Origin of the sequence: Bradyrhizobium brasilense (genome assembly GCF_029714345.1) — a bacterium.
Lineage (GTDB): Bacteria > Pseudomonadota > Alphaproteobacteria > Rhizobiales > Xanthobacteraceae > Bradyrhizobium > Bradyrhizobium australafricanum.
In genome coordinates this window covers 6,387,413-6,410,109 of the sequence record NZ_CP121669.1, presented here as the reverse complement: position 1 = coordinate 6,410,109, position 22,697 = coordinate 6,387,413, and the positions used below count along the sequence as shown (strand labels likewise).

General features: G+C 65.3%; 19 protein-coding genes. 12 read left to right on the top strand and 7 right to left on the bottom strand.

Annotation, left to right across the window (positions count from 1 at the left end; genetic code table 11):
- The first annotated feature begins 8 nt into the window (after window positions 1–8).
- The 4 genes from QA635_RS29930 to QA635_RS29915 all read left to right on the top strand — a co-directional run bounded on the left by QA635_RS29930 (window position 9) and on the right by QA635_RS29915 (window position 4,848).
- Window positions 9–1,103 (top strand): LLM class flavin-dependent oxidoreductase, encoded by a 1,095-nt coding sequence (locus tag QA635_RS29930; RefSeq protein WP_283063100.1) that lies wholly within the window; start codon window positions 9–11, stop codon window positions 1,101–1,103.
- Window positions 1,100–2,041, top strand: coding sequence for an ABC transporter substrate-binding protein (locus QA635_RS29925; protein ID WP_283063099.1), 942 nt, complete (start codon window positions 1,100–1,102; stop codon window positions 2,039–2,041). Before QA635_RS29930 ends, QA635_RS29925 begins: the two co-directional genes overlap by 4 nt.
- Before the next feature lie 516 nt (window positions 2,042–2,557).
- Window positions 2,558–3,403, top strand: coding sequence for a CmcJ/NvfI family oxidoreductase (locus tag QA635_RS29920; RefSeq protein WP_225164508.1), 846 nt, complete (start codon window positions 2,558–2,560; stop codon window positions 3,401–3,403).
- A 209-nt stretch (window positions 3,404–3,612) separates the two neighbouring features.
- Window positions 3,613–4,848 carry an MFS transporter gene (locus QA635_RS29915; protein WP_283071891.1) on the top strand — a complete coding sequence of 412 codons (1,236 nt, stop codon included), beginning with the start codon at window positions 3,613–3,615 and terminating at the stop codon, window positions 4,846–4,848.
- A gap of 113 nt (window positions 4,849–4,961) precedes the next feature.
- On the opposite strand, the gene QA635_RS29910 is transcribed toward QA635_RS29915, so the two are convergent.
- The 4 genes from QA635_RS29910 to QA635_RS29895 are packed head-to-tail and all read right to left on the bottom strand — an operon-like array spanning window position 4,962 to window position 8,184.
- Window positions 4,962–5,726, bottom strand: a complete 765-nt coding sequence (locus QA635_RS29910) for an anti-sigma factor family protein (RefSeq protein ID WP_283063098.1) — start codon at window positions 5,724–5,726, stop codon at window positions 4,962–4,964.
- Complete coding sequence (locus QA635_RS29905; RefSeq protein WP_283063097.1) at window positions 5,723–6,250, bottom strand: RNA polymerase sigma factor; 528 nt, start codon at window positions 6,248–6,250, stop codon at window positions 5,723–5,725. The genes QA635_RS29910 and QA635_RS29905 overlap by 4 nt, the downstream gene beginning before the upstream one ends.
- The gene (locus QA635_RS29900) at window positions 6,247–7,704 is read right to left on the bottom strand and encodes a YncE family protein (RefSeq protein ID WP_283063096.1); all 1,458 of its coding nucleotides are present in this window, start codon (window positions 7,702–7,704) and stop codon (window positions 6,247–6,249) included. Before QA635_RS29900 ends, QA635_RS29905 begins: the two co-directional genes overlap by 4 nt.
- A gap of 12 nt (window positions 7,705–7,716) precedes the next feature.
- Window positions 7,717–8,184 carry a DUF305 domain-containing protein gene (locus QA635_RS29895; protein ID WP_283063095.1) on the bottom strand — a complete coding sequence of 156 codons (468 nt, stop codon included), beginning with the start codon at window positions 8,182–8,184 and terminating at the stop codon, window positions 7,717–7,719.
- Between the two features lie 266 nt (window positions 8,185–8,450).
- Between QA635_RS29895 and QA635_RS29890 the strand changes: the two genes are divergently transcribed.
- The 3 genes from QA635_RS29890 (at window position 8,451) to QA635_RS29880 (ending at window position 13,727) form a co-directional block, all read left to right on the top strand.
- On the top strand, window positions 8,451–10,103 hold the full coding sequence (locus QA635_RS29890; protein ID WP_283063094.1) for a hydantoinase B/oxoprolinase family protein: 1,653 nt from the start codon (window positions 8,451–8,453) through the stop codon (window positions 10,101–10,103).
- Between the two features lie 6 nt (window positions 10,104–10,109).
- A complete protein-coding gene (locus tag QA635_RS29885; RefSeq protein ID WP_283063093.1) occupies window positions 10,110–12,149 on the top strand; it encodes a hydantoinase/oxoprolinase family protein in 2,040 nt (679 codons plus the stop codon).
- A gap of 375 nt (window positions 12,150–12,524) precedes the next feature.
- Window positions 12,525–13,727 carry an ABC transporter substrate-binding protein gene (locus QA635_RS29880; RefSeq protein ID WP_341850394.1) on the top strand — a complete coding sequence of 401 codons (1,203 nt, stop codon included), beginning with the start codon at window positions 12,525–12,527 and terminating at the stop codon, window positions 13,725–13,727.
- 157 nt (window positions 13,728–13,884) lie between these two features.
- Here the strand turns inward: QA635_RS29880 and QA635_RS29875 are convergent, their stop codons facing one another.
- Together QA635_RS29875 and QA635_RS29870 are read right to left on the bottom strand one after the other, a co-directional pair.
- Complete coding sequence (locus QA635_RS29875) at window positions 13,885–15,099, bottom strand: mandelate racemase/muconate lactonizing enzyme family protein (protein WP_283063089.1); 1,215 nt, start codon at window positions 15,097–15,099, stop codon at window positions 13,885–13,887.
- Window positions 15,100–15,336: 237 nt separating this feature from the next.
- A complete protein-coding gene (locus tag QA635_RS29870) occupies window positions 15,337–16,599 on the bottom strand; it encodes an amidohydrolase family protein (protein ID WP_283063088.1) in 1,263 nt (420 codons plus the stop codon).
- A 153-nt stretch (window positions 16,600–16,752) separates the two neighbouring features.
- Between QA635_RS29870 and QA635_RS29865 the strand changes: the two genes are divergently transcribed.
- Window positions 16,753–17,172 carry a nuclear transport factor 2-like protein gene (locus QA635_RS29865; protein ID WP_283063087.1) on the top strand — a complete coding sequence of 140 codons (420 nt, stop codon included), beginning with the start codon at window positions 16,753–16,755 and terminating at the stop codon, window positions 17,170–17,172.
- Window positions 17,173–17,352: 180 nt separating this feature from the next.
- On the opposite strand, the gene QA635_RS29860 is transcribed toward QA635_RS29865, so the two are convergent.
- On the bottom strand, window positions 17,353–18,111 hold the full coding sequence (locus QA635_RS29860; protein WP_283063086.1) for a GntR family transcriptional regulator: 759 nt from the start codon (window positions 18,109–18,111) through the stop codon (window positions 17,353–17,355).
- Between the two features lie 201 nt (window positions 18,112–18,312).
- Between QA635_RS29860 and QA635_RS29855 the strand changes: the two genes are divergently transcribed.
- The 4 genes from QA635_RS29855 to QA635_RS29840 all read left to right on the top strand — a co-directional run bounded on the left by QA635_RS29855 (window position 18,313) and on the right by QA635_RS29840 (window position 22,556).
- A complete protein-coding gene (locus QA635_RS29855; RefSeq protein WP_283063085.1) occupies window positions 18,313–19,167 on the top strand; it encodes an ABC transporter ATP-binding protein in 855 nt (284 codons plus the stop codon).
- A 2-nt stretch (window positions 19,168–19,169) separates the two neighbouring features.
- Entirely contained in the window at window positions 19,170–19,946 is a 777-nt protein-coding gene (locus QA635_RS29850; protein WP_050425957.1) for an ABC transporter permease, read from the top strand.
- Window positions 19,947–19,990: 44 nt separating this feature from the next.
- Window positions 19,991–21,016, top strand: coding sequence for an ABC transporter substrate-binding protein (locus QA635_RS29845; RefSeq protein ID WP_283063083.1), 1,026 nt, complete (start codon window positions 19,991–19,993; stop codon window positions 21,014–21,016).
- A 103-nt stretch (window positions 21,017–21,119) separates the two neighbouring features.
- On the top strand, window positions 21,120–22,556 hold the full coding sequence (locus QA635_RS29840; RefSeq protein WP_283063082.1) for an amidohydrolase family protein: 1,437 nt from the start codon (window positions 21,120–21,122) through the stop codon (window positions 22,554–22,556).
- Window positions 22,557–22,697: the final 141 nt, after the last annotated feature.

The following is a 22,697-nucleotide window of genomic DNA, read 5'->3' as shown; positions in this document are numbered from 1 at the left end:
TTCCCGTCATGCCGGTCGAGTTCATCGGCTTCATCACCAACAACAATGCCTCCGAGACCATCGTCCGCTCCGGCCCGGTGCTTGATCCGCCCTATATCGAGACGGTGGCCAAGGCGCATGAGCTCGCCGGTTTCGATCGCGCGCTGCTGGCGTTCCACTCCACCACGCCGGATGCGTTGCAGGTCGCGCAGCATGTCCTGACCATCACCAAGCAGCTCAAGGTGATGATCGCGCAGCGACCGGGCTTCACCGCGCCGACGCTGTTGGCGCGCCAGCTCGCGACGCTGGATCAATTCTATGGCGGCCGCGTCTCGCTGCACGTCATCACCGGCGGCAACGCCATCGAGCTGCGCCAGGACGGCAACACGCTCGACGACAAGGACGAGCGCTACGCCCGCACCAGCGAATTCCTCGACGTGGTGCGGCTGGAATGGACCAGCGAGAAGCCGTTCAACTACAGCGGCAAGTATTACAACGTCGAGAACGGCTTCTCGCAGGTGAAGCCGTTGCAGAACGGCGGCATCTACACCTTCGTCGGCGGCGGCTCGGACGCCGCGGTCGAGGTCGCGGGCAAGCACGCCGATACTTTCGCGCTGTGGGGCGAGTCCTACGCGCAGGTGCGCGATGTCACCGCGCGGGTGCGCGCTGCCGCTGCGAAGCACGGAAGGCCGACGCCGCGCTTCAGCCTGTCGGTGCGGCCGATCCTCGCCGACACCGAGGAGAAGGCGTGGAAGAAGGCGGAGCACATCCTCGAGCGCGCCACCGCGCTGCAGGACCAGACCGGCTATCGCCGTCCCAACCACGCGACCGACGGCGCCAAGCGGCTGCTGGCGCTCGCCGATCAGGGTACGCGCATCGACAAGCGGCTGTGGACGGAGATCGCCAAACTGACCGGCGCCAACAGCAACACCACGGCGCTGGTCGGCACACCCGAGCAGGTCGCCGAGGTATTCGGCGATTATTACGATCTCGGCGTCAGCCACTTCCTGATCCGCGGCTTCGATCCGCTGGTCGATGCGATCGATTATGGCCGGGCGCTGATCCCGCTGACCCGCAAGCTGATCGAAGCGCGCGACCAGCAGCGGGGGATTGCCGCCGAATGATCCGTCTCATTGTTGCGGCAGTGCTTGCGCTCGCCGCCGTCGATGGCGCTGCCGCGCAGACCACGCTGCGCGTCGGCGACCAGAAGGGCAATTCGCAGGCCGTGATGGAAGCGGCCGGTGTGCTCAAGGACGTCCCCTACAAGATCGAGTGGAAGGAGTTCGCCGCGGCCGCGCCGCTGCTGGAGGCGCTGGGGGCAGGCGCGATCGATACCGGCCTGGTCGGCGACGCGCCGTTCACCTTCGCGGCGGCCGCCAAAATTCCGGTCAAGGCGATTGCCGCGGTGCGGCAGTCGCGCGACGGGCTCGCGGTCGTGGTGCCGGAGAACTCCGCGATCAAGAGCTTCGACGATCTGCGCGGCAAGAAGATCGCAACCGGCCGCGGCTCGATCGGCCATCAGCTGATCCTGGCCGCGCTGGAATCCAAGGGATGGCAGGCGAGCGACGTGCAGATCGTGTTCCTCGCGCCGTCGGACGCGAAGGTCGCCTACACGCAGGGCGCGGTCGACGCCTGGTCGACCTGGGAGCCTTATGTGAGCCAGGAAGAAGTGCTGTTCAAGTCGCGCCGCGTTATCACGGCCGACGGCATTACGCCCGGCCTCGGCTTCCAGGTCGCGACACCGGATGCGATCAAGGCCAAGCGCGCCGAGCTCGAGGATTTCGTGCGGCGGCTGGCGGCCGCGCGCGCATGGTCGCAGAACAATGTCGAGGGCTACGCCGCCACCTGGGGCAGGCTGATGAACATCCCGCCCGCGGTGCCGCTGAACTGGCTGACGCGCGCCAAGATCCGCATCGCGCCGATCGACGACAGCGTGGTGGCCGACGAGCAGAAGACCATCGACCTCTACGACCGCTGGGGCCTGATCCGGCAGAAGATCAACGCCGCCGACATCCTCGACCGCTCGTTTGGTGCGGCCGTCGGGAAGGGCGCGGGGTTGTAGGCAATTTGCAAGCGACACCAGCGTCGTCCTGGCGGAAGCCAGGACCCATTACCCCGGATGGCAGTTGTTGTACGACGCTGGGGCCGCGATCCCGCTCACTATCAAATTCAGTGGTAATGGGTCCTGGCTTTCGCCAGACGACGCTGCTTGCACGATTTCGGAATATTGGAAATGTATCCCTGATTTGCCCGACGTGTCAAGCTGCCCTGTCGAAGGCCGGCAGCCGCGAGGTCCTTTGCATGGGGTTGTTTTCGATATTTTGCCTGCGCACCTGCGGCGGCCCTGCAGGCGGGAGATGTGGACCGTCTGCGCAGAAGCGATTCAGCTCCGCACTATCGCACCGCTAACGAACCCGTGATTCAAAGCATCCATTCGTCCGCGGGCTGCGGCGCGGCAAGGATTTTCCCCGTTTGGCACATTCCAGAACCGCAACGTTGCTATTTTCGCCGCGGCCTTGCCACCCCGGCCGGCGCTGCCAAGATCAAAAGCACGAACAATCGAGTCCGGGAGATCACCATGGGCCTTCAACAAACTCGCATCGAGTCGCTGCCGTTTGTGACCGCTGAACTGAATTATCTTGCGCCGACGCCGGGCAAGCCCCGGACCTACGCCTTCGATCCGCCGCCCGGCGAACCCAAATCCACCGCGCTGCCCGAAGCCCACAACGTTCCGATCTTTGACGGGCGTTTGATCGCCAACAGCTTCTCGCTCGACCGCGAGGGCTTTGCGCTGGTCAAGCATCCGACCAGTGTGAAGGACTATTACGACGAGAACGAAGTCCGCAACGTCTACTACCCGGCCGTCGAAGCCTTCCTGAAGGCGACGCTGAAGGCGGATCGCGTCCTCATCTTCGATCACACCGTGCGCAAGCGCGTCGAGGGTGCGGCGGATATCCGCGGCGGCGGTCCGCGCCAGCCGGCGACCCGCGTCCATGTCGACCAGACCGCCGTCTCCGGCCGCAACCGCGTGTTCGAGCATCTGCCCGACGAGGCCGAGCAGCTGGTGAAGGGCCGCGTCCAGGTGATCAACCTGTGGCGCCCGATCCGCGGGCCATTGCGCGATTCTCCGCTGGCGATGGCCGACGGCACCACGGTCGCACCGGAGGACCTCATTGCTTCGGACCTGATCTATCCGAACCGCAGCGGCGAGACCTATTCGGTGAAGTACAATCCGAACCACCGCTGGTTCTACATTCCCGAGATGACGCCGGACGAGGCAATTCTGCTGAAATGCTACGACTCGGCGACCGACGGCCGCACCCGGTTCGGGCCGCATACCGCGTTTGTCGATCCGACCACGCCCGCAGACGCCGCGCCGCGCGAGAGCATCGAGCTGCGCACGCTGGTATTCCATAAGCAGTGAGGGACGCAGTCCCCACAAACTCGTCATGCCCGGGCTCGTCCCGGGCATCCACGTCTTTGGTTCTGCGTGAAGATAGACGTGGATGGCCGGGACAAGCCCGGCCATGACGGCGTCGAGGCAGCAGCATTGCCGCCAAAGTTGGCACCATCCGCCCAATAATGTTACGCCCGTCGCCAAACCGCTCGGGGAAGAGGCGATTCGTGGACGGCGTGGTGACGAAGGAAGAGGCGGGGATCGGGTTCCGCGCCCTGGTGCTTGCACTTCTGGCATTGGCCTCCGGCCACATGCTGTCGACGCTGCTGCGGACCATCCCGGCGATCAGCCTCGATCTGATGGCGTCGGATTTCGGCACCTCGCCGCAGGCGCTGGCGAGCCTCACCTCGATCTATCATTTCTCCTTTGCCGCCTCGCAAATCCCGGTCGGCGCCGCGATGGATCGTTTCGGCGTGCGGCCGGTGTCGTTGAGCCTGCTAGCCGGTACCGTGATCGGAACGCTGGTCTCGGCGCTGGCGACGGGGCCTGCGAGCTTTGTGCTCGGCCAGCTCATGCTCGGCGTCGCCACTTCGGGCATGCTGATGTGCCCGATGACGCTCGCGGCCAAGCAGATGTCGGCAGCGAAGTTCGGCCTGTGGTCCGGCCTGATCCTCTCGATCGGCAATATCGGCATGCTGCTGTCGGCAAGCCCGCTGGCCTTCGTGGTCGATCAGTTCGGCTGGCGCGCCGGTTTCTGGGTTTCGGCCGGCTTCGGCATTGTCGTGCTGATCGCGGTGTTCGCGCTGGTGCCGCGGCAGCCGGCGGCGCATGCGGATGATTCCTCGCCGCTGCACCAGATGGCCGAGGTGCTGCGGCTCGGCATGTCGCGCGGCCTGCGTGGCCTGATCGCGCTGTCGCTGGTGTCGCTCGGCGCGTCGCTGACCTTGCGCGGCTTGTGGGGCGGACCGTGGCTGATGGACGAGAAAGGGCTGAGCCGGATCGAGGCCGGCAATGTGCTCGGCCTGTTCACGCTGGCGATGATCGTCGGCCCGGCCTGCATCGGCGCCTTCGATCGCAAGTTCGGACACCGCCGCGCCATGGTGGCGGTGACGCACGCCATCGCCGCGCTGCTGCTCGTCTTGATGGCGGCCGGTGCGCCGCATTTCCCGGTCTCGAATCTCTTCGGCGTTACCGTGATGCCGACGCAATATGACCTGGTGCTGTTGATCCTGATCGGGCTCGCGACGTCGGCGCAGCCGCTGATCTACGGCATGACGCGCCAGCTTGTCGCCGCACAGAACACCGGCAAGGCGCTGTCCTCGGTCAACCTCGCATTCTTCCTCGGCGCGGCGCTGCTGCAATCCAGCACCGCCGGCGTCGCGGCGCTGTTCGGGCTGCCCGCGGTGCTGCTGTTCATCGCCGGCGCGCTGGTGATCGGGATCGTGCTGTTCCTGGTCTACACCGGGCCCTAAGGCGCGATGAGATTGGGTTGAATCGGCATCGCGCCTTAGCTCTTTGTTTGAGCATGATCTTTTCGGAAAACCGCTTCGCACTTTTCCGGATCATGCTTAGCGCTCCGTTCCGATCAGATCGTCTGCGCCTGCTTGCGAATCTCGTTGGCGAGCGGCCGCAGGGAATCCACTCCGCGTGGCCCCACCAGGGAGTAGCCCGTACCGCCGTCAGCCCACGAGAAGCCCGCGACGTCGTCCCCCGAATGCGCAGCCATCGGCGCGTTCTGGTCTGACGTCATCGGGCGGGTGAGAACCACAAGCCGCTCGCCGCGATCGTCGTCGTACATGAACATGGCCGCCGGACCATGTGCGGTCGGCACTACCCGTCCGCCCATCAAGCGATATCCCGACTTGGTGAGATCCGGCAGCTTCACCGGTTGATGCAACCGGTTGGAGACCCATTGCACGAGCTCGGTGCTGTCGCGCAGCTCGACCGGCCGCGTGCGATCGGAGGCGTACACTCTGTAGGAATCGCCGGCCTCCTCGGCGAGCGCCACAATTCCGCCGACCGGTGCCTGTGTCGCACCACGGATCATCCATCCACCGAGGCCGCCGATCGAGAGCATCAGCATCGCTGCGATGGCCCAGCGCAACGACGAGGGGCGGCGGCGTGGGCTCTCGATCATCCTGGCGAGGTTGAGCCGCGGCGGCAGCGGCTCCTCGGCGATCGGCAGCAGCGCTGATCGCAAGAGGTTACGCTCATCGGAGTAGGCGGCGATGCGCTTGGCCACGTCCGGATGCTTGTCCAGATAGGCACGGACCTCGGCCTCGCGTTCCGGCTCGAGCGCGCGATCGACATAGGCGTGCAGATCGTCTTCTGTAATGGGTCGGTTGCTCATGTCTTGTTCCGCAATTGCACGACATTATGATCCCGGTCGCCGGGAGTCCCCTCCAGTTCGTGATGCAGCCGCTCGCGGGCGCGCGCGAGGCGGGACATCACCGTGCCAATGGGCACGCCGAGCACCTTCGCGGCATCGGCGTAGGACAAATCCTCGACGCCGACGAGCAGCAGCACCGCACGCTGGTCATGCGGAAGCCTGGCGAGCTTCGCCATGACGTCGCGATACATCACCTTGTGCTCCTGCGCCGCTTCCTGACCGAATGCACCCTCGTTGGTTTCGTCGATCGCGACATGGACGCCGCGCACCGTTGCGCGGCGAAACTGGTTGATGGCGAGATTATGCAGGATCGCGAACAGCCACGGGCGCGGATTGTCCGACCGCCGCTGCTCCCAGTGAATGACGGCGCGTTCCAGGCAGTCCTGCACCAGGTCGTCGGCCGCGGCGTGATCGCGGACCAGGGCCCGCGCATAGCGCCGCAAGGCGGGTATTAGCGGCTCGACCAGGTGCAGCATGTCGCTCATGGCGCTTGGACCTGCACAACCGCGCCGAGTTTCGCCGGTTCGCCGGATGCGATGACGAGGTAGCGTCGCTCGGTCCTGGCCGCGCTCTGCACGATCTGCCGGATCGGACCGGCCGCGTTGACGATCGCGGAGCCGGCCGGATTGGTCATGAAGGCTGCCAGCGGCTCCACCATGCCGCCACCGTCGGCGTGTTCGGCCAAGCCCAGCACGTAGCGCTGCTTCGGCTCGAGCCCGGTCACGGAAGCCTGCAGCACCTGGATCAGCCCTTGATCGAACAGCGATACGCTGGTCGGCGGCTTCTCGCCCTTGGCTTGCTTTTTCGGTGCGAGCGTGAGGTGAGCGGCCTGGCCGGCGACGCCGAGGGCTTGCAGGTTCTGGCGATCTTCCGGATTTGGCGCGGCGTTCGGCACATAGACGATCGCCTGCGGCGCCTGGCCGATCGGGATATTGGCGATCACCTTGTTGGTCGCGGTGTCGATCGCGGCCAGCGCGTCGGCATTTTCGAGACCGACATAGACTCGCGTGCCGTCGCCGGACGGCCAGACGCCGTGCGGCAGATTGCCGACGGGAATGGTCGCGACTTGCGAGAAGTCGTCGGTTCGAAACACCTTGACCTCATTGGTGCCGCCGATCGTGACATAGGCGAGCGTGCCTTTAGGCGTCTTCGCGAAATTGACGTGGTTGGTGATCGGGCCGGTGTCGATGGTCTTGATCAGGTCGAACGGCGGCTTGGCATTGAACACCTGCGTCCTGCCGACATCCTTCAGCGTGAACCAGACCTGGTCGCCATCGGGCGAGGCCGCGATGTTCGGGCAGAACGGGCTTTCCTGCTTCACCTTGGCGACGATCTGATGGTCTGCGACCGAGACCACGTCAGTCTCCGGATTGAACGACGAACAGATGTAGCCGTATTTGCCGTCGGGCGAGAAGATCTGCATGCCGGGTCCCGCGGGCACCTCAATGCGCGTCGTTTCCTTGAAGCTCTGCGCGTCGATGACTGAGATGTAATTCTCGCCGCGCACCGTGACCCATACTTCCTTGCCGTCGGGCGTGAAGAACGCCTCGTGCGGTGACCGCCCGATATAGGTGACGTGCTTGACCGAGTTGGTTGCCGTGTCGATGAAGCTCACCGAGTTCGAACCGATCGAGACCACGGCGAGGGTACGGTGGTCGGGCGAATAGCCCATGCCGTGGACCAGCACCTGGCCCTTGTAGAGCGGGCTGAAATTGCCCGGCTGCGGGTCGCCGAGCCGGATCACGCCGAGCAGCTTGTTGTCGGCCGGGTCGGTGACCGACACCGTGTTGGAGAACTGCTCGGCGGCGTAGACGCGATCGTGATGGCTGACCGGAATGTCGGGCGAGGACGCAGCGCCCGGCGCCTGTCCGGCGAAAGCAGGGCTCGACATCGCCAGCACCGTCGTGGCCAGCAGGCTCTTGAGGATTTGACGGTTCATCGTTTGAGGCTCCTAGTTCTTCATTCCGTGGGACATGTTCATATGATCGTGAGCAGCGGGCGCCGGGCTCTGCTGCGTCGGGGCCGGCGCGGACGCCGTAACCGGGGCTCCGATCGCGAGCTTCATGGCGTCGATCTCCTGCTGCTGCTCGACGATGATTTCCTGCGCGATCCGGCGCAGCTGTTCGTTCTTGCCGTAGCGGAGCTCGATCACGGCCATGTCGATCGCGCCCTGATGATGCGGCGTCATCATCGCGACGAAGTCGCGATCGATATCGCCGCTCGGCTTGGCTGCCATGTCATTCATCATCTTGGTCATCGCGGTATCGTTTTCAGCGAGGAAGGCGCTCTCCTCGGCCGTCTGCCCGGTCTGGACCGGATGATGGTCGTCATGCGCGAAAGCAGCCGCCGCAGCTGCAAAAGCGAGCAGGGCGGCCGCGGCGAGCGGCGCGAGGCCGGACTTAAGGAATCGAGGAAGCATTTGCGTTCACCCTGGGAGTTGTCGGGGAGGCCCGAGCGGTTACGGCCTTGGGCCGGCTTGCATGGGTGGGACGCAGCAGCGTGAGTTCTATTCCGTCGTCAGGCAGATTCTTGTCGATCACGACTTGCTGATCGCCGGAATGATCCGTTTCGGCCGGGGCAGCCGATTTGCGATCCGCAAGCCACTGGCTATAAGAAGGAATTCCGGTTTCGATCGACCGGTTCCACCATCCTCCCTGCGCAAGTCCTCGCGCCAAGAAGGCCAAAATGTCCGCCAAGATCGATCCAATCACCCGCTCCGTCGTCCAGCACCGCCTGTCGTCGATCGTGAAGCAGATGGGCGAAGCCATGCTTCGCACTTCCTATTCGCAGATCCTCAATTCCAGCCGCGATTTCTCGCTGGCGATCTGCGACACCAACGGGCGGCTGATCGCGCAGGCCGACCACATTCCTGTTCATGTCGGCGCCTTGCCCTGGGCGACGCTGGCGGTCGAGGAGCGCTTCAAGGATGTCGCGCCCGGCGACGTCATCCTGCTCAACGATCCTTATCAAGGCGGCAGCCATCTGCCGGACCTCACCGCATTCGTGCCGGTATTCGACGGCGGCAAGCGGCTGCTCTGGACCATCGTGCGTGCGCATCAGAGCGACATCGGCGGCGCCACCCACGGCGCCTACAATCCAGCCGCCACCGAGATCTATCAGGAAGGCATCCGCATTCCGCCGATCAAGCTCTACGAGGCCGGCAAGCCGCGCGAGGATCTGCTCGACCTGCTGGCGCTCAACATCCGCAACCCCAGGGAATTCCGCGGCGACCTCGCGGCAATGCTCGGGGCCGCGCATCTCGGCGAGCGCCGCGTCTCCAAACTGTTCAGCGAGTTCGGCGCGGAGACGGTCGAAGCTGCGATCGAGGCGATTCTGGACGCGACCGAGCAGCAGACCCGCGCCGTGGTGTCGAGCTGGAAGGACGGCGTGTTCCATGGCGAGGCGCTGCTCGACGATGACGGCCACGGCCGCACCGACATCAAGATCGCCGCCAAGGTGACGAAGAAGGGCAGCGACCTCGAGGTCGATCTCACCGGCTCCGATCCGCAGTCGACCAGCTTCGTCAATTCGTCGCATGCCAACATGCAGGCGGCGGTCGCGATGGCCTTTGCCTATCTGATCGACGCCGACATTCCCAAGAACACCGGCGCGCTGCGGCCGCTCAAGGTGGTGGCGAAGCAGGGCACGATTGTCTGGGCTGATCCCGGCCGTCCCGTCACGTTGTGCACCAGCCATCCCTCCAACGAGATCGTCGAAGCCATCATCAAGGCGATGTCGGCGTCCTGTCCGGATCGCGTGATGGGCGGCTGGGGGCGCCGTTTCCGCATCGCGATCCAGGGTGAGGACCCGCGCAACGGACGGAATTTCATCTGGCACATGTTCCAGGCTCGACCCGGCGGCGGCGCCTCGCCGGGCGGCGACGGTTATTCGTCGATCGGCGAATGGCACTCGGTCGGCGGGCTCAAATTCGGCAGCATCGAGGTGGCCGAGGTGCGCTTTCCCCTGCATTTCCGCCAGCACGAATTCCGGCCGGACTCCGGCGGCGACGGCCAGCATCGCGGCGGCCTTGGCGTCGCGCTCGACATGGTGCTGGAGACGCAAAAGCCGGCCAAGGGCAACACCGCCGGCGACGGCGCGCGCCATGGTCCCTGCGGCATGCTCGGCGGCAAGGACGGCGAGCCGCATCACTATCGCCTCTTGTCGGAAGGACGCGAGCCGCGCGTGTTGAAGACCAAAGAGGTCGGCATCGAGCTTCGTCCGGGCGACTGCCTCGAGATCCGGTCCTCCGGCGGCGGCGGCTGGGGTCCACCGGAGAAACGCTCGGCGGAAGCGCGGGCGCGCGATCTTGCGCAAGGTTTGGTTTCGAAAGCGGTGTAGGCAGCGATGTACACGATTGGGGTCGACGTCGGCGGCACTTACACCGACCTGGTTGCGACGGATCAAAGCGGGCGCACCGTTTTTGCGAAATCGCCGTCCACGCCGGCCGATCAGTCGATCGGCGTCATGGCGGGACTGGAAGAGTTGGCGCGCCGCCTCGGCGTGACGCGCGCGGCGATGCTCGCCGCGACCGATCGCCTGGTGCACGGCACGACGGTTGCGACCAATGCGCTGCTCGAGCGCAAGGGCGCGAAGGTTGCGCTCTTGACCACCGAAGGCCACCGCGATGTCGTCGAGATGCGCGAAGGGCTGAAGCCGGACCGCTACGATCTGCGCACGCCGCCGCCGGAGCCGCTGGTGCCGCGCGAGCGTCGCTTCGGCGTGCGCGAGCGGCTGAAGGCCGACGGCAGCGCCGCGGTTGTGCTCGATGCCGCCGCGCTCGGCGACGTCATCGCCGAGGTGAAACGTTCGGGTGCGAATTCCGTCGCGGTCTGCTTTCTGCATGCCTATCTCAACCCGGCGCATGAGCTTGCCGCCGTCGAGCAACTGGCCAAGGAGCTGCCCGACGTCAGCGTGTCGCGCTCGAGCGACGTGCTGCCGCAGATCAAGGAATATGAGCGCGTCTCGACCACGATCGTGAACGCCTATGTCGCGCCGACGGTGCGGGGCTATCTCACCAATCTGGAGCGCAGCCTGCATGAGGCGGGCTTCAAGGGCTCGCTGTTCGTCGTGCTGTCGCATGGCGGCATGGCGCCGGTGGAGGAAGCCTCGCGGCTCGCCGCGGGCACGGTGCTGTCGGGGCCGGCCGGCGGCATCTCCGGCAGCCGCCGCTGCGCCGAGATGCTCGGGATCCCCGATCTCGTGCCGTTCGACATGGGCGGCACCTCGACCGACATCTCGCTGATCGCAGATGGCCAGGCCTCGCTGTCGGCGGATGGCATGCTCGCCGGCCAGCGCATCGCGCTGCGCAGCCTCGACATCGCCAGCATCGCCGCCGGCGGCGGCTCGATCGCGAGTGTCGACGGCGGCCGCACGCTGCGGGTCGGGCCGGAGAGCGCGGGCTCGGTGCCGGGCCCGGCCTGCTACGGCAATGGCGGCACGGCTGCCACCGTCACCGATGCCAATGTCGTGCTCGGTTATCTCGACGCCGCCGCCTTCATGGGCGGCGCGCGCCCGCTCGACCGCGCGGCGTCGGAAACGGCGGTGGATCAGATTGCCGCAGCGCTCGAGCTGTCGCGGATCGAGGCTGCCGCCGGCATCTACAAGATGATCAATCTGAAGATGGCCGACGGCATCCGCCTGATGACCTTGCGCCGCGGCGTCGATCCGCGCAAATTCGCGCTGCTCAGCTTCGGCGGCGCCGCCGGCATGCACGCCGCCGAGGTCGCGCGCGAGCTCGAGATCAAGCGCATTATCGTGCCGACGGTCGCCTCTGTGCTTTCGGCCTGGGGTATGCTGACCAGCGATCTGCGCTACGAGGTCAGCCGCACCCATTACGGCACGGGCCGGATTTCCGCCGACGAAGTTCGCGCCTTGTTCGCCGGGCTGGAAGCGCAGGCGGCGGGGCGGCTGCGCGACTGGTTCAAGGACGACATCGCGATCGAGCGCTCGGCCGAGATGCGCTACGGCGAGCAGGTGTTCGAGATCGATGTGCCGCTCGGCGAGCTCGATCTCGGCGCCGCGGACCTGGTGGCACAGATCGAGGAGCGCTTCCATCGCCGCCACGAGGAGCTCTACACCTATGCCTCGCGCGGTCAGGAGGTGGTGTTCGTCAATGCCCGCGTCGCCGCGGTCGGCAAGGTGGCGCGCGGCAGCAGTGATGCCGGCAAGGCCAACTCGGCTGCACCCTGTGCGCCGCGCGGCAAGCGGCAGGCCTGGTTCGGTGCCTGGCGCGAGGTGCCGGTCTACGCGCTCGACGATCTCAGGCCGGGCCAAGCGCTGGCCGGTCCCGCGATCATTGAGGCTGAAACCACGACCGTCCTGGTCGACAGCGGCGACCGCGTCGCGGTCAACCCGCTGGGCTGGCTCGACATAACATTGCGCTGATCGCCAAGTCGGAACTGCACTCCCTCTCCCGCTTGCGGGCAGGGCTATCGCATGTGCGCTCGATCCCTCCACGGACTCGTCATGCCCGGCCTTGTGCCGGGCATCCACGTCTTGGTTTCCGCGCGAAAAAGACGTGGATGGCCGGGACAAGCCCGGCCATGACGATGTGGAAATAGCGCCGCCAAGCTTTTCGCTGCCATATGCGATTGCCCTGCGCTTGCGGGGGAGGTGAAAGAAGGCCCGCCTCCGCCATCAACATTTCATTTTTCGGGCATTGGCTTGGGCGATAAACTCCGCTCGCTCGGGAGGAGCGCCGGCCAGCCGCCGGCGTTTGTGGCGATGTTGATGCAAACAAAAAGACAAACTGCGCTTTCGATGTCCCTGGTCCTCGCAGCTGTCCTCGCGGCGGCGCCGTTGCGCGCGCAGCAGGCGCAGACGGCGGCCGGCAACGAGATCCGCGTCGGCAACGTCATGCCCTATACCGGGCCGCTCGCGGCGTTCGCGACCATCGGGCGGGCGGAGGCGGCCTATTTCGACATGGTCAACGAGCACGGCGGCATCAACGGCCGCAAGGTCAGGTTCGTCTCGGTCGATGACAGCTCCAATCCGAAGATCGCGATGGAGCAGACCCGCGATCTCGTCGAGAAGCAGGACGTGCTGTTGATGTTCGGTTCGTTCGGCACGCCGAGCAACCTCGCGGTCCGGAAGTACCTCAACGAGAACAAGGTCCCGCAGCTGTTCGTCGCTTCCGGCGACGAGGCGTGGGCGCATCCTGCGACCTTTCCCTGGACCATGGGCTGGCAGCCGACCTTCCGCGCCGAGGGGCGGATCTACGCCAATTACATCCAGGCCGCCTATCCCTCGCGCAAGATCGCGGTGCTCTGGCAGAACGACCAGTTCGGCCGCGACCTGTTCAAGGGATTGCAGGAGGGGCTCGGCGACACCGCCGGCATGATCGTCGCCGATCTCGCCTTCGATGCATCGGAGACCGCGATCCAGAACCAGATCGGAATTTTGAAGAACTCCGGCGCCGATATTCTGGTGTTCGACGGCGCGCCGGCGATCGCGGCGCGCGCGATCCGCGTCGCCGCCGACCTCGACTGGCATCCGGTGTTCATCCTCGACAATGCCTCGGCCTCGATCGCCAGCGCCTTGCGGCCGGCGGGCCTGCAGAATTCGCTCGGTGTGATCTCGACCTCGTTCCTCAAGGATGCCGGCGATGCCTCCTGGAAGGACGATCCGCAGATCAAGGCGTGGCTCGCCTTCATGGACAAGTATTATCCCGACGGCGACAAGGACGACATCTACGCCGTGTTCGGCTACGCCGCCGCGGATACGCTGATGCAGGTGCTGCGCCAGTGCGGCGACGATCTGTCGCGCGAGAACATCATGCGCCAGGCCGCGTCGCTGAAGGACTACCAGAGCCCGATCGCGCTGCCGGGGATCGTGATCAACACCGGACCGAAGGACTTCCGCCCGATCAAGCAGATGCGCCTGGTCCAGTTCGACGGCAATGCCTGGCAGCCGATCGGCGACGTGATCGACAGCGCGTTCACGGCGGTGCGCGAGGATAATTGAGGGCCGTTGAGTTGGGTCATGCGTCGTCCCGGCGAAGGCCGGGACCCATTACCCCAACTCTCAGTTGTTGTGCGTCGCTGGGGCAACAATCCTTTTCACACCACGCAGCGGTGGTTATGGGTCCCGGCTTTCGCCGGGACGACGGTGTGGAGAGAGTTTACTTCTTCAATCCATAATTCAGCAGCCCGCCCTTGTTCTTCGGCGGATGTGCGCGCAGGCCTTCCTCGTTCGGCTCGGTGCCCCAGCCCGGACGATCCGGGATCACCAGATGGCCGTCGACGAATTCAGGCACGTGGGTGAACAACTCGTGGTCCCAGGCCAGCCGATCGATGTCCGTCTCCATGATGCGCAGGTTCGGCACCGCGGCGCAGAAATGCGCATTCATCATGGTGCAGAGGTGGCCGTAGAAATTATGCGGCGCGACGTTGACCTCGAAATGCTCGGCGGCGGCGGCGATCTTCATCGACTGCCAGACCCCGTTCCATGGCGTGTCGATGATCGCGACGTCCATCGCCTGCTCGGTGAAATAGGGCAGGAATTCGCGCAGGCCGAGCAGCGTCTCGCAGGACGAGATCGGGTGCGGGCTCTGGCGGCGGATGTAGCCGAGCGCCTGCGGATTGAAGGTATCGATCTCGACCCAGAACATGTCCATCTTCTCGATGGCGCGCAGGATTTTCAGATAGCCCTCGGTCTTGGCGTTGAAGTTGAGGTCGAGCAGGAGATCGACATCCGGCCCCGCGCCGTCGCGGATCGCCTCCAGGTGCATGCAGAGATTGCGCAGCACAGTGCGGTCGATATTGATCTCGGGCTGGAACGGCGAGCCGAAGCCGGGGCGCCAGCCTTGCGGCTTGCCGTCGGTATAGACGAAGATGTTGGTCTTCATCGCCGTGAATTTCTTCTCGCGCACTTCGGCCCCGATCGCCTTGACGCCGTCGAGATCGGTGATCGCCGGCTTGTACCAGTCGGGATGATTGATGCGCCAGGTCGCGCAATGCGACCAGTACACCCGCACGCGGTCGCGGACCTTGCCGCCGAGCAGGTCGTAGCAGGGCACGCCGAGCGCCTTGGCCTTGACGTCGAGCAGCGCGTTCTCGATCGCCCCGAGCGCCAGCGCCACCACGCCGCCGGCGGCAGGGCGCGTCGCGGCGAACAGCTCGACATAGATCCGCTCGTGCTCGAACGCGTTCTTGCCGACCACCCGCGCCGACAGCCGCTCGATCGCCGCCGTCACGCCGGGCGCGCCAAAGCCCTCGTCATATTCGCTCCAGCCGACCAGCCCGTCCGTGGTCGTCACCTTGACGAAGTGATAATTCCGCCAGCCGGCATCGCAGGCGAGCGTCTCGACGCTTTTGATTGTGGTGGATTTGCTCATGGTTTCCTGCCCGGGTTGTTTGTTGGTGTTGAGGACGTTCAACAACGGATCGGCGAGGGCGTCAATTCGCGCCAGGGCAAGGCGACAATGCGTATTGGCAAGGCGGCACTCGCCTCTTCGTTCACCGTCACCCTGAGGAGCGCGCTCTTGCGCGCGTCTCGAAGGGCGACGGCCCGGCTCTTTCCGCATGGATCTCACGGGGCCGTGCATCCTTCGAGGCTCGCAAGAGCTCGCGCCTCAGGATGACGGGACAAACATCTCGGTGTCAGGCCGGAACAATGTCGGCCGCTGCCGTTCGAAGGTCTTGCGGCCGCGCTTGAAGCCCATCAGCACGTCGGGCAGCTCGGCGATCGCGTTGGTTCCGCTGTCGGTATCGAGCACGACGATGTCGGCGGGGTTGCCGACCGCGATGCCGTAATCCTTCAGGTTCATCAGCCGTGCCGGCAGGTCGGTGACGAGATCGAGGCAGGCGTCGAACTCGCCGATCCCGGCATGCGCCGCATTGGCGTAGAGATTGGCCATCCGCAGCAGCGAAGCATCGCCGAACGGCGTGAAGGGATTTTGCACATTGTTGGTCGCGACCGAGCACAGCACGCCATCGGCGACGAGCCGGTGCGCGGCGGTCAGCCCGCGCGGCGCGTTGTGGGTGGCGTCGCGGCCCATCAGATAGAGATCGGTCGCCGGCAGCACGGTGACCGCGACACCGGCCTCTGCGAGGCGCGTGCTCGCCGCCTTCAGCCGATCAGGCGGCAGCGCGGAGAGTTTGGTGGCGTGCCCGATCGCGACGCGTCCGTGATAGTTGCGCCGCTCGGTCTGCCGGCAGACCTCCTCCATGTGCCACCAGGAGGGATCGAGGTCGAAATCGAGATGGAGGTCGACATCGACGTCGAACTCCTGCGCGAGGTCGAAGATGCGCGCGATATGCGCATTCGGATCGCTGTCGACATAGGGGCAGCCGCCGACCGCCTTGGCACCGTCGTTGAGCGCCGCGAGCAAGAGTTCGTCGGCGCCGGGATCGTTGGTCAGGCCCTCCTGCGGAAAGGCGCAAAGCGAGAGGTCGAGCGCCCAGGCATAGTCGCGTTTCAAGGCCTTGACCGCCTCGAAGCCGCGCAGCCCGATCCGCGGGTCGATCTCGACATGCGTCCGCATCCGCGTGGTGCCCGCCGTGATCGCGCGCTCGATCACTTTTGAGCCGCGCGCATAGACATCCTCGATCGTGAAGTCGCGCTTCATCGCCGACACCGCGCGGATCGCCTCGCCGAGGCTGGCATGATCGTGGCCGCAGCGGCCGAGCAGGCAGGCCTTGTCGAGATGGATATGGGTGTCGACGAAGCCGGGCAACGCCAGCCGGCCGTTGAGGTCGACGTCGACCGCCTCGCACACGAGGCGCGGCGCGATCGCGGCGATCCTGCCGCCGGCGATGCCGATATCGACCGCGGCGGCAGAGCTGCGCGTCACGGCATTGCGGAAGACGAGGTCGAAGGCAGGTTTCGCGATCATCGGCGAGGGAAACATCAGGGTGGTCTGAGCCTAGCGGAACGGCCAGGATCCGGCAGCACCAGATTGTGTGCAGTTTTATGGTTCGATTGTCTAAAAAATATGCATACACTTTTGCCGGCAGATTGTAGAGTCCTGATTATTCCTGGAGGCCCCATGTCCGCACCCGCCAAAGCCGATGCCCGCCCGATGTCCGATGCCGAGATCGTCGAGGCCTATCTGACGGCGTCGATGATCCCCGATCCGGATGCGGCCGCGGCCTATATGAAGCCGGGCACGGTGATCACCTTCACCGGCGGGCGCGAATTCGACCATCCGCGCGGGCCGACCGGCTTCAACGCGAAGCGCTATCGCTGGGTGAAGAAGAAGATGGACCGCTTCGATGTCTGCCCCGGCACGGACGAGACCGTCGTCTACAGCGTCGGCACGCTCTACGGCGAATGGACCGACGGCACGCCGTTCGAAGGCAACCGCTATGTCGACCGCTTCGTGGTGCGGGGCGGGCAGATCGTCAAGATGGACGTCTGGAACGACAGCGCCGAGCGGATTTTGATTCAGCGGGGGATCGAGGCGTAAAGTATCGCCTGCCGTCGTTCTTCCGTCATCCTGAGGAGCGCGCTCTTGCGCGCGTCTCGAAGGATCGACGGCCACCAGCGGGGCCATGCATCCTTCGAGACGCGCTACGCGCTCCTCAGGATGACGGCGATAGAGCGACGGAGTCTCCTCAAGATGACGGTCGTAAAGCGCAGCTAGTCATCAGCGCCGCGCCGCCTTCGGCAGCTTCACCACCTTTTCGCCGGTTGCCTCGTCGGCATAGGGGGCCAGAATATCCAGCAGATCGCGGCCGCGCTGCGGGCTTGGCGCGACCAGCGCGCGGGTCGCCACGGAATCCAGATGGCTGTGCATCAGCCCCATCACCTTGTCGACGTCGCCTTTCGCCAGCGCGGCGATGATCGCACGGTGCTCGTTGATCGCGCATTCCGACGAATGCGGCCGGCTGTAGAGCGACAGCGTCAGGCAGCAGCGGTAGGCGACCTCGCTGACATAGCGCACCAGGATCGGGCTGCTCGTCATGTGGGCGAGCAGGATGTGGAATTCGGTGGCGAGCCGGATCGACACCGCGTCGGTGCCGTCGCGGGCCCGATCCTCGGCGTCGACATGGGCGGTGAGCTCGGCGATCTGCGCCTTGGTCAGCTTGCCCGCGAGTTGCCGCACCACCAGCCGCTCGAGCTCGATGCGGATGTCGAAGGCATCGCGCGCCTCCTGCCAGCTCGGCGTCGCCACCACGGCGATGCGGTTGCGGCGCAGTTCGACCAGGCCTTCCGCCGCCAATTGCCCGAGCGCATGCCGCGCGATGGTGCGGCTGACGCCGAAGCGCTCGCCAAGCGAATCCTCGGGCAGCTTGGCGCCGGGCTCCAGCGCCTGCTCGATGATCGCGCGCCGCAGCGCGCGGCAGATCACGCTGACCTTGTCTGACGATTCAGCCGTCTTGCTGCTGTCGGCGCGCCCCGCCATTGCCGCGAATCCCTCTCGAAGGTGCTTCGAACGCCTCTTTATCATACCGCCAGAGCAATCGGGCGCTCGAATTGCATGCAGTTTGAGCCGCGGATTGCTCAAAAGGAATCCGGCCTTTGAGGCGCGGCACGCGCGATCTCCTTGATTTTTAACGCTACGGCCGCTGGCATCCGGCTTGCATGCACTTTGCTCGTGATGCGCATGCAACCAAACTCCGAATTTGCCGGCGAGCCGATGGCCGCCGGATCCGCGCCGACCGCGATCGAGCTGTCGGACGCCTCCGTGACCTTCGGCCGCGGCGCCCGCGCCGTGCCGGCCCTGTCGACAACCACGCTGCGGATCGCCGACGGCGAGTTCGTCGCGCTGGTCGGCCCGTCCGGCTGCGGCAAGTCCACCATCCTGCGGCTGGTTTCAGGCCTGGCGCGGCCGACCACCGGCGTCGTCATCGTCGGCGGCCGCGAGGTCGCGGCGCGCGCGATGCGGGTCGGCATGGCGTTCCAGAACCCGACCATGCTGCCGTGGATGACGATCGAAAAGAACATCATGCTGCCGCTGAAGATCGTCGAGCCGTTCCGCTCGCAATTCCGCAAGCTGCGCAAGACCGAGTTCCGCGACAAGGCCAACACGCTGCTCGAGCAGGTCGGGCTGAAGGGCTTTGGCGGCCGCTATCCCTGGCAGCTCTCCGGCGGCATGCTCCAGCGCGCCAATCTGTGCCGCGCGCTGATCCACGAGCCGCGCATGCTGCTGCTCGACGAGCCGTTCGGCGCGCTCGACCAGTTCACCCGCGAGGAGCTGTGGGGAATCCTCCAGCAGCTCTGGATGACCCACAGGCCGACCGTGCTGCTGGTCACCCATGATCTGCGCGAGGCCGGCTTCCTCGCCAGCCGCATCTGCGTGATGAGCGCGCGGCCCGGCCGCATCCTCGACGACTCAAGGGTCGATTTCGCCCGTCCGCGTACCGTCGCGATGACCTTCGAGCCCGACTTCGTCGCGCTCAACCAGAAGCTCCGCGCCTTCATCGTCGATGCGCGCACCGCGGCGCGAGAAGGAGCCTGACCATGTCCGTGTCAGATATCAGGCAGAAGGCCTGGTCCGCCGCCCTGATCGTGCTGTTCTTCGTCGCCTGGGAATTGTTCTGCCTGATGACGGGGATGTCGGACCTCGTGTTGCCGCGGCCGTCGCAGATCTTCGTCACGCTGTTCGAGAAATTCCCGATCCTGTGGCCGCACATCGTGCAGACCCTGGTCACCACCATGATCGGCTTCGTGCTCGGCGTGGCGCTCGGCGTCGCGCTCGGTGCCGTGATCGGGGTGTCAAAAACCGCCTACGACACCTGTTATCCGCTGCTGGTCGGCTTCTCGTCGATCCCGAAGGTCGCCGTGGTGCCGATCTTCGTGCTGTGGTTCGGCTCCGGCACCGTGCCGGCGGTGTTGACCTCGTTGTCGATCTGCTTCTTCCCGATCGTCGTCAATATCGCCACCGGTCTTGCCACCACCGAACCCGAGCTCGAGGACGTGCTGAAGGCGCTCGGCGCCAGCAAATTCGACATCCTCTGGAATGTCGGCCTGCCGAGGACGATGCCGTTCTTCTTCGCCTCGCTGAAGGTCGCGGTCTCCTACGCCTTCGTCGGCGCGGTGCTGTCGGAAACCGTCGCCTCGAACCGCGGCATCGGCAACGTCATGATGACGGCGTCCTCCAATTTCAACGTGCCGCTGGTGTTCGCCGGGCTGTTCGTGCTCGCCGGTCTCGGCGTCGCGCTCTACGTCCTGTTCTCGCTGATCGAGGGCCAGGTCACCGGCTGGGCGACACGCAAGGACAATGTCATCGCCACTTGAGACACTTCGTCAACCGTCAAGCAATGAAGCTTAAGGAGATCTCGATGCTGAGAAAAGTAAGCGCCGCGCTGTTGGGATTGGCCCTGATCGCCGCTCCCGCGCGCGCCGAGGAAACCACCATCAAGTTCACGCTGGGCTGGAAGACGCAAGGCTCGGACGCCGCATTCTTCTACGCCAAGGACAACGGCTACTTCAAAGAGGAAGGCCTCAACGTCGTGATCGACCAGGGCGAGGGCTCCGGCGCGACCGTGACGCGCATCATGTCGGGCGCCTATGACGCCGGCTTCGGCGACGTCAATGCGATCATCCAGAACGCCGCGACCAAGCCGCAGGATGCGCCGGTCATGGTCTACATGATGTGGAACCAGCCGCCATTCGCGATCGTCGCCAAGAACTCGAGCGGCATCAAGTCGATCAAGGATTTCGAGGGCCACACGCTCGGCGGCGCGCAGGGCACGCCGACCACGCGGCTGTTGCCGGTGTTCGTGCACAAGAACGGGCTCGATGGCGAGAAGATCAAGGTCTCCAACATGGCGCCGAACCTGCAGGAGCCGATGCTGATCAAGGGCGACATCGACGCCGCGCTGGTGTTCAACATCACGAGCTATTTCAATTTGGTGCTGAACCGCCAGGACCCCGACAAGGACTTCAAATGGTTCTCGTTCGGCGATTACGGGCTCGACCTCTATTCCAACGGCGTGATGGTCTCGCGCAAGCTGATCGCCTCGAACCCGAAGGCGGTCGCCGGCCTCGTCCGCGCCATCAACAAGGGCGCAATCGCGGTTGCCAAGGACCAGAACGCGGCCATGAAGGCGGCGCTGAACTATGACAATCTGATCAATGTCGATGTCGAGAAACGCCGGCTGCAATATTCCTTCGAGAAGCTGATCGTCTCGCCGGAGATGAAGGACATCGGCATCGGCGACGTCAGGGACGACCGCATGGCCCGCGCCATCGGCTTCATCGTCGAAGGCTACCAGCTCGCCCGCACGCCGGCCCCGGCCGAAGTGTTTTCGCGGGAATTCCTGCCGCCGCGTGCGGAGCGGGAGCTGGTGTATACGGCGAATTAAGTTTACTCGTCATTGCGAGCGAAGCGAAGCAATCCATTCTTCGGCACGGGAATAGATGGATTGCTTCGTCGCTCCGCTCCTCGCAATGACGGCGGAGAGACCGATGGACGTCACGGCAACCCGTCTGTTCTGCGGTTCTGACCACGACATCCGCAACGACGTCGTGCTCCGTCACGACGGCGGCGTCATCACCGATATTTCCGAAGCCGCGCGCCCGGCGACAGGCCCGCGTTCCCTCATCCTTCCCGCCTTCGTCAACGCCCACGACCACGCCCGCCCGCGCGCCTCGAGCTTCGGGGCGGTCGGCATGCCGCTGGAGAGCTGGATCCTGCGCACGGTGGTCGGCACGCCGGTCGATCCCTATCTCTCCGCGGCTTCGGCGTTTGCCCGCGCTGCGCAGGCCGGCTGCGCGGCGATGATGGTGCACTACACCCGTCCGAGCGGTACCATGCCGTTGCTCGATGAGGCCAGGGCGATCGCGCGCGCCGCCGGCGATGTCGGCATCCGCATCGCCTTTGCGATCGCGGTGCGCGACCAGAACCCGATCGTCTATGGCGACAGCAAACCGGTGCTGTCAGACCTTCCGGCCGACGACCGCAAGATGATCGAGCAGCTGTTCGTGCGGGCCCCGATGTCGCCAAAAGCGTATATCGAGCTGACCGACGCCATCGCGGCTGCGATCGGTGGGCCGAAGATTGATGTGCAGCTTGGGCCGGCCGGGGTGCAGTGGTGCTCGAAGCCGCTGCTGGAGGCAGTCGCGGAGAACTCTGCGCAGACCGGCCGCCGCATTCACATGCATCTGCTCGAGACCATCTACCAGCGCGCCTGGGCCGACCAGCATTTTCCCGGCGGCATCGTGCGCTATCTCCGCGACATCGGCTTCCTCTCCGAGCGGCTGACGCTCGCGCATTGCATCCACGCTCGGCCCGACGAGCTCGAGATGATCGCGGCGTCGGGCGCGCGCATCGTCACCAATTTCTCCTCCAACTTGCATCTGCGCTCGGGGCTCGCGCCGATCGCCGCGGCGCACGCCTGCGGTTGCGGGATTGCCGTCGGCGTCGATGGCCTCGCGCTCGATGAGGATGACGACGTGCTGCGCGAGATGCGGCTGGTGCAGATGACGCACGGCGGCCTCGGCTTCAAGCGTACATGGACTGCTCAGGAATTCTTCACGCTCGCGATCCGCAACGGCCGCCGCGCCACCGGCGCGCCGGGCACCGGCGAGCTCGCGGTCGGTGCGCCGGCCGATTTCGTCAGCATCGATCTCGACCGCCTCGAGCGTGATCAGATTCTCGATGCCGATCCGCTCGATCTCTTGTTCGCACGCGGCAATGCGTCGCTGATGTCAGAGCTTGTGGTCGATGGTCGCACCGTCGCCAAGGCCGGCCGTTGCCTCGGTGTTGATCTTCCCGCCATTGAGCAGGAACTGCGCGGCATCACCCGCGCGAGCGCTGCCTCATACGCGCATGTCTTGCGCGCATGGCCGCGATTGTCGAACTCAGTGCAACACTGGTTCGAAGCGCAGCTCACCTGCAATTAGCTGCACAATCTTCGCTTCGCGCTGAGCAGCAACTTCGGTCATACGCTCGCTAATTCCGTCAAGCGGAAGAAAATTCCACTTGCATCACACTCGTCGCGCGGCTTCAAGTTCACCCAACAAGAAGACTGAATCAGCCGCTGT